General features: G+C 71.7%; 11 protein-coding genes. 6 read left to right on the top strand and 5 right to left on the bottom strand.

Annotated features, from left to right (window positions below):
• The first annotated feature begins 6 nt into the window (after positions 1-6).
• From whiA to BU204_RS00875, 6 genes are all read left to right on the top strand, one after another.
• Positions 7-993: a DNA-binding protein WhiA gene (whiA, locus tag BU204_RS00900; protein ID WP_075123548.1), complete on the top strand. Its 987-nt coding sequence runs from the start codon at positions 7-9 to the stop codon at positions 991-993.
• Positions 994-1,438: 445 nt separating this feature from the next.
• Complete coding sequence (gene gap, locus BU204_RS00895; protein ID WP_075123547.1) at positions 1,439-2,443, top strand: type I glyceraldehyde-3-phosphate dehydrogenase; 1,005 nt, start codon at positions 1,439-1,441, stop codon at positions 2,441-2,443.
• A gap of 8 nt (positions 2,444-2,451) precedes the next feature.
• Positions 2,452-3,651 (top strand): phosphoglycerate kinase, encoded by a 1,200-nt coding sequence (locus tag BU204_RS00890; RefSeq protein ID WP_075123546.1) that lies wholly within the window; start codon positions 2,452-2,454, stop codon positions 3,649-3,651.
• Positions 3,648-4,433, top strand: a complete 786-nt coding sequence (gene tpiA, locus BU204_RS00885) for a triose-phosphate isomerase (protein WP_075123545.1) — start codon at positions 3,648-3,650, stop codon at positions 4,431-4,433. Before BU204_RS00890 ends, tpiA begins: the two co-directional genes overlap by 4 nt.
• A gap of 384 nt (positions 4,434-4,817) precedes the next feature.
• Positions 4,818-5,051 carry a preprotein translocase subunit SecG gene (secG, locus tag BU204_RS00880; protein ID WP_075123544.1) on the top strand — a complete coding sequence of 78 codons (234 nt, stop codon included), beginning with the start codon at positions 4,818-4,820 and terminating at the stop codon, positions 5,049-5,051.
• Between the two features lie 61 nt (positions 5,052-5,112).
• Positions 5,113-5,454: an RNA polymerase-binding protein RbpA gene (locus tag BU204_RS00875; RefSeq protein WP_075123543.1), complete on the top strand. Its 342-nt coding sequence runs from the start codon at positions 5,113-5,115 to the stop codon at positions 5,452-5,454.
• Positions 5,455-5,485: 31 nt separating this feature from the next.
• Here the strand turns inward: BU204_RS00875 and BU204_RS00870 are convergent, their stop codons facing one another.
• The 5 genes from BU204_RS00870 to BU204_RS00850 all read right to left on the bottom strand — a co-directional run bounded on the left by BU204_RS00870 (position 5,486) and on the right by BU204_RS00850 (position 11,953).
• The gene (locus BU204_RS00870; RefSeq protein WP_083660892.1) at positions 5,486-6,784 is read right to left on the bottom strand and encodes an ATP-binding protein; all 1,299 of its coding nucleotides are present in this window, start codon (positions 6,782-6,784) and stop codon (positions 5,486-5,488) included.
• Between the two features lie 105 nt (positions 6,785-6,889).
• Positions 6,890-7,669, bottom strand: a complete 780-nt coding sequence (gene pgl / locus BU204_RS00865; protein ID WP_075123542.1) for a 6-phosphogluconolactonase — start codon at positions 7,667-7,669, stop codon at positions 6,890-6,892.
• Positions 7,666-8,805, bottom strand: coding sequence for a glucose-6-phosphate dehydrogenase assembly protein OpcA (opcA, locus tag BU204_RS00860; protein ID WP_075123541.1), 1,140 nt, complete (start codon positions 8,803-8,805; stop codon positions 7,666-7,668). The genes pgl and opcA overlap by 4 nt, the downstream gene beginning before the upstream one ends.
• On the bottom strand, positions 8,802-10,331 hold the full coding sequence (gene zwf, locus BU204_RS00855) for a glucose-6-phosphate dehydrogenase (RefSeq protein ID WP_075123540.1): 1,530 nt from the start codon (positions 10,329-10,331) through the stop codon (positions 8,802-8,804). Before zwf ends, opcA begins: the two co-directional genes overlap by 4 nt.
• Positions 10,328-11,953, bottom strand: a complete 1,626-nt coding sequence (locus BU204_RS00850) for a hypothetical protein (RefSeq protein WP_075123539.1) — start codon at positions 11,951-11,953, stop codon at positions 10,328-10,330. The genes zwf and BU204_RS00850 overlap by 4 nt, the downstream gene beginning before the upstream one ends.
• Positions 11,954-11,956 lie beyond the last annotated feature (3 nt).

The following is an 11,956-nucleotide window of genomic DNA, read 5'->3' as shown; positions in this document are numbered from 1 at the left end:
GCTCCCGTGGCGATGACCGCAGCGGTCAAGGACGAGCTGAGCAGGCTCGCGGTGTCGAAGACCTGCTGCCGGCGGGCGGAGGTGTCGTCGCTGCTGCGGTTCGCAGGCGGGCTGCACATCGTGGCCGGGCGGGTGGTCGTGGAGGCCGAGCTCGACACCGGCGTGGCCGCCCGGCGGCTGCGCAAGGAGATCCACGACCTGTTCGGGCACAACGCCGACGTGCACGTCCTGGCCTCCAGCGGCCTGCGCAAGGGCACCCGCTACGTCGTCCGGGTGGTCAAGGACGGCGACGGGCTGGCCCGCCAGACCGGGCTGCTCGACCCGCGGGGCCGGCCGGTCCGCGGCCTGCCCGCACCGGTGGTCTCCGGCGGGGTGTGCGACGCCGAGGCCGCCTGGCGGGGGGCGTTCCTGGCCCACGGCTCGCTGACCGAGCCGGGTCGCTCCTCGGCCCTGGAGATCACCTGCCCGGGCCCGGAGGCGGCGCTGGCCCTGGTCGGCGCGGCCCGGCGGATGGGCATCCAGGCCAAGTCGCGGGAGGTTCGGGGCGCGGACCGGGTGGTCGTGCGCGACGGCGACGCGATCGGGGCGATGCTGACCAGGCTTGGTGCGCACACGAGCGTGCTGGCCTGGGAGGAGCGCCGGATGCGCCGCGAGGTCCGTGCCACGGCCAACCGGCTGGCCAACTTCGACGACGCCAACCTGCGCCGCTCGGCCAGGGCGGCGGTCGCGGCCGCGGCCCGGGTGCAGCGCGCGATGGAGATCCTCGGGGACACCGCGCCGGACCACCTCAGCGCCGCCGGCAAGCTCCGGCTGTCCAACCGCCAGGCCTCGCTGGAGGAGCTGGGTCAGCTCTCGGACCCGCCGATGACCAAGGACGCCGTGGCCGGCCGGATCCGCCGCCTGCTGGCGATGGCGGACAAGCGGGCGAAGGAGCTGGGCCTGCCGGACACCGAGTCCGCGGTCACCGCCGAGATGCTCGAGGCCGAGGTATGAGAGGCGCCGGTATGAGAGGCGCCGGTATGAGAGGCGGGGTGTGCCGCGGCTAGGTGTGCGGCGGCGGGGTGTGCGGCGGCGGGACCGGTCAGGCGGCCGAGCGTGAAGGCGGCGAAGCCCGCCTGACTGACCCCCACGCAGTCAGGCGGGCCACCTTCGGGTGCCGCTCCCCCTCGGCGATGGGCCACCCCCTGCCCCACCGCCGTTCCAGCGAACCCCCCTACACCAAGACAGGAGCGGGACCGCGCTCCCCAGATACCGTCGTTGTGAAAGATTTCCCCCTCTCGTTCGCAGCAGCGCTCCGACCAGCGCTGCGACCAGCGCACCGGCGTCCGGCGCGGGGAACTGATTCGATACAGTCACCTCACCCCTCCGTGTCGCGACCTGCCGGGTCACGGGCGATAGGGTGACCAGCGGTGGAACGACGAGCACGAGGAGACGCACCGTGACGGTTCGAGTTGGCGTCAACGGCTTCGGCCGCATCGGCCGTAACTTCTGGCGCGCGGTAGCGGCCAGCGACCACGACATCGAGATCGTGGCCTTCAACGACCTCGGTGACGTGGCGACGATGGCCCACCTGCTCAAGTACGACAGCATCCTGGGGCGCCTCCCCTACGACGTACGGGCCACCGACGAGGGCATCGAGGTCGACGGCAAGACGATCAAGGCCCTGGCCGAGCGCGACCCCGGCAAGCTGCCCTGGAAGGACCTGAACGTCGACGTGGTCGTCGAGTCGACCGGGTTCTTCACCAAGGCGGCGGACGCCCGGCGGCACGTCGACGAGGGCGGCGCCAAGAAGGTGATCATCTCCGCCCCGGCCAAGGGTGAGGACCTGACCGTGGTCCTGGGCGCGAACGACTCCGCCTACGACGGTTCGCAGACCGTCATCTCCAACGCCTCCTGCACCACGAACTGCCTGGCGCCGCTGGCGAAGGTCCTGCACGACGAGTTCACCGTCGAGAAGGGCCTGATGACGACGATCCACGCCTACACCCAGGACCAGAACCTGCAGGACGCCCCGCACAAGGACCTGCGCCGGGCCCGCGCCGCGGCGCTGAGCATCGTGCCCACCTCGACCGGTGCGGCCAAGGCGATCGGCCTGGTGCTGCCCGAGCTCAACGGCAAGCTCGACGGCTACGCCCTGCGGGTCCCGGTGCCCACCGGCTCGGCGACCGACCTCACCGTCACCGTCGGCCGGGAGACCACCGTCGACGAGGTCAACGCGATCTACCGCAAGGCCGCGGACGGCCCGCTCAAGGGCATCCTGCGCTACAACGAGGACCCCATCGTCTCCGCCGACATCGTCACCGACCCCGCGTCCTGCATCTACGACGCACCGCTGACCAAGGTCATCGGCAACCAGGTCAAGGTCGTCGGCTGGTACGACAACGAGTGGGGCTACTCGAACCGGCTCGTCGACCTGACCGCGCTCGTCGCGTCCAAGCTGTAGGCGGCGGGATGAGGACTCTCGACGACCTGCTCGGCGAGGGTGTGTCGGGGCGGCGCGTGTTGGTGCGCGCCGACCTGAACGTGCCGCTCGACGGGGAGACGATCACCGACGACGGGCGCATCCGCGCGTCGCTGCCGACACTGCGGCGGCTCACCGAGGGCGGCGCCCGGGTGGTCGTCACCGCCCACCTCGGCCGCCCCAAGGGCGAGCCGGACCCGAAGTACTCCCTGCGGCCCGTCGCAGCACGGCTCGCCGAGCTGCTCGGTGGGCGGGTCGAGCTCGCGTCCGATGTCGTCGGTCACTCCGCCAAGTCTACGGTGGAGGGCTTGGGCGACGGCGAGGTCGCGCTGCTGGAGAACATTCGGTTCGATCCCCGTGAGACTTCCAAAGTAGAGACCGAGCGCGGCGAGTTCGCGCGCGAGCTGGTCTCGCTGGTCGGCGAGGGCGGCGCGTTCGTCTCCGACGGTTTCGGTGTCGTGCACCGCAAGCAGGCGTCGGTCTACGACGTCGCGTCGCTCCTGCCGGCCTACGCCGGCGGGCTCGTGCTGGCCGAGGTCGAGGTGCTCCGCCGGCTCACCGGGACGCCGGACCGGCCGTTCGTCGTCGTGCTGGGCGGGGCGAAGGTCTCGGACAAGCTCGCGGTGATCGAGTCGCTGCTGCCCAGGGTCGACCGGCTGCTCGTCGGCGGCGGTATGTGCTACACGTTCATGGCCGCCGAGGGGCTCGGCATCGGCGACTCGCTGCTCGAGGCCGACATGATCGACACCTGCAAGCGGCTGCTGGCCGAGGCCGGCGACAAGATCATGCTGCCGGCTGACGTGGTCATGGCGGACGACTTCTCGGCCGACGCCAGCACCCAGACGGTGCTCGCGGCCCAGATGCGGGAGAACTGGAAGGGCCTGGACATCGGCCCGATCACCGTCGAGCGCTACGCCGACGCGCTGGCCGAGGCCGGCACGGTGTTCTGGAACGGCCCGATGGGCGTGTTCGAGCTGGCCCCGTTCGCCGAGGGCACGCGAGGCGTTGCGCAGGCCATTGTGGACTCCGAGGCGTTCAGCGTGGTCGGCGGCGGCGACTCGGCCGCGGCCGTTCGCGCGCTCGGCCTGCCCGAGGACCGCTTCTCACACATTTCGACCGGAGGCGGCGCCTCGCTGGAGTTCCTTGAGGGTAAGGAACTTCCGGGCATCGCGGTATTGGAGCGCGGATGAGCCGCCAGGTGTTGGTCGCGGGCAACTGGAAGATGAACCTCAACCACCTCGAGGCCATCGCCCTCGTCCAGAAGATCGCCTTCGCCTTACCGGAGAAGTACTTCGCCAAGGTCGAGGTCGCGGTGCTGCCGCCGTTCACCGACATCCGCAGTGTCCAGACGCTCGTGGACGGTGACAAGCTCAAGATCCGCTACGGTGCGCAGGACCTCTCCCGGCACGACTCCGGCGCCTACACCGGCGACGTGTCCGGTCCGATGCTCGCCAAGCTCGGCTGCACGTACGTGACGGTCGGGCACAGCGAGCGCCGCGAACACCACGGCGAGTCCGACGACCTGGTCAACGCCAAGGTGAAGGCCGCGCTCAAGCACGACATCTCCCCGATCCTCTGTGTCGGCGAGCCGCTGGAGGTGCGGGAGGCGGGCAACCACGTCGCCCACACCACCGACCAGCTGATCGCCGGGCTCAAGGGCCTGAAGACCGAGCAGGTGACCAAGGTCGTCCTGGCCTACGAGCCGGTGTGGGCGATCGGCACCGGCCGCGTGGCCACACCGGCCGACGCCCAGGAGGTCTGCGGTGCGATGCGCGCCAGGCTCGCGGAGAAGTACGGCGAGCAGATCGCGGGCGACGTGCGGATCCTTTACGGCGGCTCGGTGAAGTCCGGCAACATCGGCGACCTCGTCAAGCAGGACGACATCGACGGTGCGCTGGTCGGCGGCGCCAGTCTGGACGCCGAGGAGTTCACCAAGCTCTGTGCGCTGGCCGCCGGCGGGCCGCTGCCCTGACCGACCGACCGAGCCCGCCCACCCGGGCCAGCTGACCTGGCACGGCCGGCGAGGGTGCCCCTTCGTCACCGGGGCACTCTCGCCGCCGTGGTCACCGGCCCGGTCGTGGTTCGGCGCATCGGAAAATTGCGGTTCCGCGAGGGCGCTGGTCCTCGTTCTTATCCGACGCCATTTTTCGCCGCGTCTGAACTGGACGTCACGCGTCCGTTCGCGCACTTTGTCGCGGCGGGATCGCCAGGTCGGCACGGAGAGTTGACCCGTTTGTACCGGTGAGCAACAATTTGCGCCGGAAGAGGCCGGGGGTGCGTGAAACGATCTCCGACCACCAGGTAACCTGTGTATTCTCCGCGTGCCGCGCGGACACGGGGCGACAGCGAGGATGACATGGTTCTAGCTCTGCAGATTGGTCTGATCGTCACCAGCCTGCTGCTGATCCTTCTGGTGCTGCTGCACCGCGGCCGGGGTGGCGGTCTGTCGTCGCTGTTCGGCGGTGGTATGCAGTCCAGCCTGTCCGGGTCGAGCGTGGCGGAGAAGAACCTCGACCGGGCCACGCTGTTCATCGGCGCCATCTGGCTGATCTGCGTCATCGGCCTCGGCCTGCTCATCAAGGTCGCCTGAGCCGTCTTCTGCTCGGTGCGGGCGTCCGCACCTGTTTCTCCGCATTGGGGTGTGAGAGTCAATGGCTGGTGGTAGTGCGATTCGAGGTACTCGAGTCGGCGCTGGACCCATGGGCGAGTCGGAGCGTGGGGAGTCGGCCCCGCGCCGGAGAGTTTCCTACTGGTGCGCGAACGGGCACGAGTCCCGTCCGTCGTTCGCGCTGGACGCCGAGGAGCCGGAGTCGTGGGACTGCCCGCGCTGTGGCCTGCCCGGCGGCCGTGACGAGCAGGAGCCGCCGAAGGCTCCGCGCAACGAGCCCTACAAGACGCACCTCGCCTACGTGAAGGAGCGGCGCTCGGACGCCGACGGCGAGGCAATCCTCGCCGAGGCCCTGGCCAAGCTCCGCAAGCAGCGCGAGGGCTGACCACCTACTTTCGCCGGTTCCCGGCCGGGGGTCAGCCGGCCAGGGGATAGGTCGCCGAGACCCGGAAACCGCCTTCGGCGGTCGGCCCGGCGGAGAACGTGCCACCGAGCAGTCCCGCCCGTTCCCGCAGGCCGATCAGGCCGTGTCCACCGGAGGGCAGCGCCGGGGGGCGGTCGTTGGCCCGGCCGTTGCGGACCTCCACGACCAGGGTGTCCCGCTGGGCGGTGACCCGAACCGATGCCCGTGCACCCGACGCGTGCTTCCGCACGTTCGTCAGCGCCTCCTGCACGGTCCGGTACACCGCGTGCGACACCGGCCTCGGCAGCGTCGAGGGCTCGGCCGTCACGTCCAGGGCCACCGGCACCGACTCCGAGCGGAAGTTGCGGACCAGGTCCCCCAGCTCGTCCAGCCCGGGCTGGCCACTCTCCGCCGCGTCCCCGGACCGCAGCACGCCGACCAGGTTCCGCAGCTCCTCCAGCGTCTGGGTGGAAAGCTCACGGATGGTCGTGGCGGCGGTCCTCGACGACTCGTCCGGGGCGGCCACCTGGAGCGCGCCCGCCTGCATCGCGATCAACGTGACCTGGTGGGACACCACGTCGTGCATCTCCCGGGCGAGCTTGGTCCGCTCCGCGGCACGCACGGTCTCGGCGTAGAGCGCCTTCTCCCGCTCCCGGCTCGTGGCGAGCTCCCGGATCCGGCGGGAGAGCTCGCGCCGGGCGGTGATCAGCAGCCCGATCGCCACCGGCATACCCGCGACGATGACACCCCAGATCACGTGCAGCACGTGCTCCCGCCAGGTCAACGCGGCGAACTCGTCCAGCGGCCACCGGATGAAGTAGCACAGGAACACCAGCACCGAGCCCACCACGAGCTGCCAGTTCCACCCCCGCCGTTTCGCCAGCGTGCCCAGCGCGAGCATCGCCGCGAGCTGTGACCAGCCGGTGAGGAACCCGGGCACGGTCACCAGCACCGCGACGAACGGGACGTGCCGGCGCAGCACCATCGCCGCCACCGCCGCCCCGGACAGCCACAGGCTGTAGCCCGGCGCGTCCTCGGGGATCACCAGCCAGACGTCGAGCACGGCCAGCACCAGGGCGAACACGTCGGAGGCGATGTTCCTGAACCGCTGGCTCACGCGCCGGGCGACCACCCACCTCGGTAACGCACGCAGGACCGCTCCCGGGCGTGGGATCAGCGAGAACTCCGCGCCGGAGACGGCGACCGGGATCGCCTCCGCCGGTTCGGCGTGCTCCGCCGGCGAGACCGAGTGCGTGCGCTGGCACGGCAGCTCGGCCCCGACGGCGGGTTGTTCCTGTTGCCCCGTTGGCATGCGCGGCCTCCCCTCCGGAGTTTCCCCGGTCTCCAGTAAAGAGAGAGGTATCGTCCGGACGGGACGTTGCATTACACATAACTGTGCTGGAGCAAATCGGCGGGGTTACCCCAGATGGACGGCGGACAGCCCCGGGGCCTTCTCCGCCGCGGTCCGGTCCAGCAGCCAGAGCGTCCTGGTCCGCCCCGTCGCGCCGGCCGCGGGAAGCGCGACCTCACCCGCGCCGCCCAGAGCCATCGCGACCGCGGCGGCCTTCCCCGCGCCGGTCGTCATCAGCCAGACCTCGGCGGACCGGCGGATCGCCGGCAGGGTCAGGCTGACCCGGACCGGCGGCGGCTTCGGGCAGTCGCGCACGGCGACGACGGTGCGCTCGGTCTCGTGGACCGCGGGGGAGTCCGGGAAGATCGAGGCCGTGTGGCCCTCCTCGCCCACCCCGAGCAGGCACACGTCGAAGGTGGGCACGGGGTAGCGGTCCTCCGGCGGGGCGGCGGCCGCCAACACCTCGGCGTAGGCCTCGGCAGCCGCCTCCGGGTCGTCGCCGAACTCGCCGTCGGAGGGCGCCATCGCGTGCACCCGCTCCGGTGTCACCGGCACGTGGTCCAGCAACGCCGAGCGGGCCTGCGTCTCGTTGCGCTCGGGGTCCCCGTCCGGCAGGAACCGCTCGTCGCCCCAGTAGAAGTCCACGCGCGACCAGTCCACGGCGTCCCGGGCGGGTGCGGTGCGCAGCTGTTCGAGCACCGCCGTGCCGGTCCGTCCGCCGGTCAGCACCACCGACGCGGTGCCCCGCGCCGCCTGCGCGTCGACCAGCCGGGTCACCAGCCGCGCCGCGGTCGCCGCGGCCAACAGCTCGGGGCTGCCGTGGACGATCGTCTGGGGTTCGGTCACGAGCCGGCCCGGGCCTTCGCCGGCTGCCTGCGGGCCGTCGCCTTGCGGCCCGTCTGCTTGGTGTTCGTCTGCTTGGTGTTCGCCGACTCCGTGCTCCCGTCCGCCCCCGGCTGCTCGGTGCCCGACTGCTCGTTGGCCGGCTTCTCGGCGGCGGGCTTGCGCCGGGCGGCGGCCGTCTTCCCGGACGAGCTCGCCTTCCCGGAGGAGGCCGGCTTGGCGCGCCGGTCGACCTTGCCCAGCGCCCTGAGCGCCGAGTGGTAGATCTCGTCCGCGTCGAGGCGGCGCAGCTCCTCGGCAATGCAGTCCCGCACCTGGCGACGCTGCAACGCCACCCGCCGGGCCGGCTGGCCGGGCTGGGTGAGCTCGCCGACCGTGCCGTCCGGCCGCTCGAGCACGACCGGGCCGGACTTCCGGTCCAGCTCCACCCGGACGATGCCGGGGCCGGACTTCGAGCGGGTGCGGTGCACCGGCATCCGCAGGCGCGCCGCCAGCCAGGCGGCGAGCAGGTCGGCCGAGGGGGAGTCCGCCTCGCCGCTCACGGTCGCGCCGGTGACCTTCTCGTAGGGCGGCAGGTCCAGGGCCGAGGCCAGTACCGCGCGCCACAGCGTGAGGCGGGTCCAGGCCAGGTCCGTGTCGCCGTCGGCGTAGGCCTTCGCCCGCGCCTCGAGAGCCCTGGTGGGGTTGCGCTCGGCGGCCGCGTCGGTGATCCGGCGGGTCGCCAGCTGGCCGATCGGGTCGTCGGCCGGGACGGCCGGCGCCTCGAACGGCCACCACGCGACGACCGGTGCGTCCGGCAGCAGCAGCGGCACCACGCAGGAGGCGCCCTCGTTGGCGAGCGGGCCGTAGAGCCGAAGCACCACGACCTCGCTCGCGCCGGCGTCGCCGCCGACCCGGATCTGGGCGTCGAGCCGGGCGGAGGCCTTCTTCGCGCCCCGCGCCAGCACGATCACCCGGCAGGGGTGCTCGCGGCTCGCGTGGTTGGCGGCGTCGATGACCTCCTCGGTCCGCTCGCTGTCGTCGGTGACGATGACCAGCGTCAGCACGCGGCCGATCGTGTTCGCGCCGCCCTGCTCGCGCAGGTGCACGAGCTTGCTGTTCACCTGCGAGGTGGTGGTGGCGGGCAGGTCGATGATCACGGACGCCTCCAGTGTCGACCGGTGCGCGACAGCATCCTCGTCGCGGAGTCGGGGCCCCAGGTCCCCGCCTGGTAGGGCTCGGGGCGGCCCGACGAGCGCCAGGCCTTGATGATCGGGTCGAGGATCTCCCAGGAGCGCTCGACCTCGTCGTTCATCGGGAACAGCGAGGGCTCGCCGAGCAGCATGTCCAGGATCAGCCGCTCGTAGGCCTCGGGCGAGGACTCGGTGAACGAGTGGCCGTAGCTGAAGTCCATCGAGACGTCCCGGACCTCCATGGTGGAACCGGGGACCTTCGAGCCGAACCGCATCGTGACGCCCTCGTCCGGCTGCACCCGGAACACCAGCGCGTTCTGGCCGAGCTCCTCGGTGGCGGTGGCGTCGAAGGGCAGGTGCGGTGCCCGCTTGAACACCACGGCGATCTCGGTCACCCGACGGCCCAGCCGCTTGCCGGTGCGCAGGTAGAACGGAACGCCGGCCCAACGGCGGGTCTCTACGGCGAGCGTGATCGCCGCGAAGGTCTCGGTGATCGAGTCCTTGGCGAAGCCCTCCTCCTGCAGCAGGCCGGGCACCTTCTGCCCGCCCTGCCAACCGCCGGTGTACTGGCCCCGGGCAGTGGTCTCGGCGAACGGCTCGACCGGCGTGGTCGCGGCGAGGACCTTGGCCTTCTCCGCCCGCACCGCCCTCGGCTCGAACGAGACCGGCTCCTCCATCGTCACCAGCGCGAGCAGCTGGAGCAGGTGGTTCTGGATGACGTCGCGCGCGGCGCCGATGCCGTCGTAGTACCCGGCCCGGCCGCCGAGGCCGATGTCCTCGGCCATCGTGATCTGGATGTGGTCGACGTAGTTGCCGTTCCAGATCGGCTCGAACAGCTGGTTGGCGAACCGCAGCGCGAGGATGTTCTGCACGGTCTCCTTGCCGAGGTAGTGGTCGATGCGGAACACCGACTCCTCGGGGAAGACGTCGTTGACGATCTTGTTCAGCTGCTTCGCGCTGGCCAGGTCGTGGCCGAAGGGCTTCTCGATGACCACCCGGCGCCACTGGTCCGCCCCGGGCTTGGCGAGTCCGGTCCTGGCCAGCTGCTTGATCACGACCGGGAAGGCGGCCGGCGGGATCGACAGGTAGAAGGCGTGGTTGCCGGCCGTGCCGCGGATCTGGTCCAGGTCGTTGATCGTCGTGCACAGGTTGTCGAAAGCGCCGTCGTCGTCGAACGCGCCCTGGACGAACCGACAGCCCTCGGCCAGCCGGTCCCAGACCGACTCGCGGAACGGGGTGCGGGCGTACTGCTTGACCGCGTCGTGCACGACCTTGCTGAAGTCCTGGTCCGCCCAGTCCCGCCGGGCGAAGCCGACCAGGGAGAAGCCCGGCGGCAGCAGCCCCCGGTTGGCCAGGTCGTAGATCGCCGGCATGAGCTTCTTGCGCGACAGGTCACCGGTGACCCCGAAGATCACCAGGCCGCACGGCCCCGCGATCGTGGGCAGTCTCTTGTCCCGCTCGTCGCGCAGCGGGTTCTGGATCGTGCGGGTCAAGCGCCAACCTCCTGAACGGCCTTGACCAGGTGCGCCAACCCGGCGGCCCGGTCGGTGAAGTGCAGCCGCAGCACCGGGCGCTCGTGCTCGACGAGCACCTGCCCGTCGCCGAGGGCCTGCGCGCGCTGCAGCGTGCCGAGGGTGTAGGGACGGCCGGGAACCTGCATGTCCTCCGCGACCGCGCCGGTGATCTGCAGGAAGACGCCGTTCTGGTGGCCGCCCTTGTGGTACTGCCCGGTCGAGTGCAGGAACCGCGGGCCCCAGCCGAAGGTGGTCTGCAGACCGGTACGACGGGCGAGCTCGCCCCGCAGCACGACGGCGGAGGCGTCGGCGATGCGGTCCAGGTAGGCCTGGACCGCGAGGTAGCCGAACTCCGGTGCCGAGGCGAGCAGCGCGCGCAGCGCGTCGCCGAGCGTGCCGGTGCCCTCGGGCAGGAGACCGGGCGGGGCGAACACCTCCACCGGGCCGTCGACGAGGGTGGGAGCGCCCTCGTCGGTGGACGGCGAGTCGAGCAGCGAGCGAGCGGCCTTCTTGGCGGCCTCGACGTCCGGCTGGTCGAACGGGTTGATCGCGAGCAGCCGTCCCACGATGGCCGTCGCGTACTCCCAGAGCAGGAACAGCCCGCCCAGGTCGCCGGAGGTGGACAGCATCGTGTCGTCCTGGGCCGGGCCGATCGCGACCGGCGTCGCGTCCTCCCCGGCGTCGGCGAAGCCGGGGCTGTCCGGGCTCTCGACGACGACGGGCAGCAGGCCCGTGCCGTTCTTGCCGGTGGACTCGGCGATGAGCTGCTCGGCCCACTCGCCGAACCCCTTGATGCCGGACCCGGTGTCGGCCAGCACCACCTTCTCGGCGCCGCGGACGTGCGCGGCGCCGAGCGCGGCGGCCAGGATCAGCGCCGGGTTGTCGGGCCGGTCGTCGGCGAGGTCGTGGGCGGTCCTGGCGGCGTCGGCGAGCAGCTCGCGCAGGTCCGCGCCGGCCAGGCCGGAGGGGACCAGGCCGAACGCGGTGAGCGCGGAGTAGCGGCCGCCGACGTGCGGATCGGCGAGGAACACCTTGCGGTACCCGGCCTCACCGGCCGACGTGGCCAGCGGCGACTCGGGGTCGGTCACCACCACGATGCGCGAGGCGGCGTCGATGCCCTTGGCCGCGAACGCCTCCTCGAAGATCCGGCGGTGGCTGTCGGTCTCCACGGTGGAGCCCGACTTGGACGAGACGACCAGCACCGTGCGGGTCAGGTCGCCGGAGAGGGCGTCGGCCACCTGACCGGGATCGGTGGTGTCCAGCACGACCAGCGGCACGCCGGCCGTGTTCGTGATGACCTCGGGGGCCAGCGACGAGCCGCCCATGCCCGCGAGCACGACCCGGTCCACGCCCTCGGCGGCCAGCTCGTCGCGCAGCTTCTCGATCTCCTCGACCAGCGGGCGCGAGGTCGAGTGCAGGGTGGTCCAGGCCAGCCGGATCGACGCCTCCGGCTCGGCCTCCGGACCCCACAGCGTGGCGTCCTGGGCCATCAGCCGGGAGGCGACCCGCTCCGCGACCAGCTGCTCGATCAGCGGCGCGGTCTCGGCGAGCAACCGCTCCTGCACGGACTCCGGTTGCCCCGCCGGCTTCTCCACGGTCATCTG

It is taken from the genome of Actinophytocola xanthii, from assembly GCF_001921205.1.
GTDB lineage: Bacteria > Actinomycetota > Actinomycetes > Mycobacteriales > Pseudonocardiaceae > Actinophytocola > Actinophytocola xanthii.
This window is presented reverse-complemented; position numbering and strand designations above follow the sequence as displayed.

Coding starts and splice junctions, on each gene's coding strand:
- BU204_RS00875 (WP_075123543.1), top strand. CDS start 5,113: ATGGCTGGTGGTAGTGCGATTCGAGGTACTCGAGTCGGCGCTGGACCC.
- tpiA (WP_075123545.1), top strand. CDS start 3,648: ATGAGCCGCCAGGTGTTGGTCGCGGGCAACTGGAAGATGAACCTCAAC.
- BU204_RS00870 (WP_083660892.1), bottom strand. CDS start 6,784: ATGCCAACGGGGCAACAGGAACAACCCGCCGTCGGGGCCGAGCTGCCG.
- BU204_RS00850 (WP_075123539.1), bottom strand. CDS start 11,953: ATGACCGTGGAGAAGCCGGCGGGGCAACCGGAGTCCGTGCAGGAGCGG.
- secG (WP_075123544.1), top strand. CDS start 4,818: ATGGTTCTAGCTCTGCAGATTGGTCTGATCGTCACCAGCCTGCTGCTG.
- BU204_RS00890 (WP_075123546.1), top strand. CDS start 2,452: ATGAGGACTCTCGACGACCTGCTCGGCGAGGGTGTGTCGGGGCGGCGC.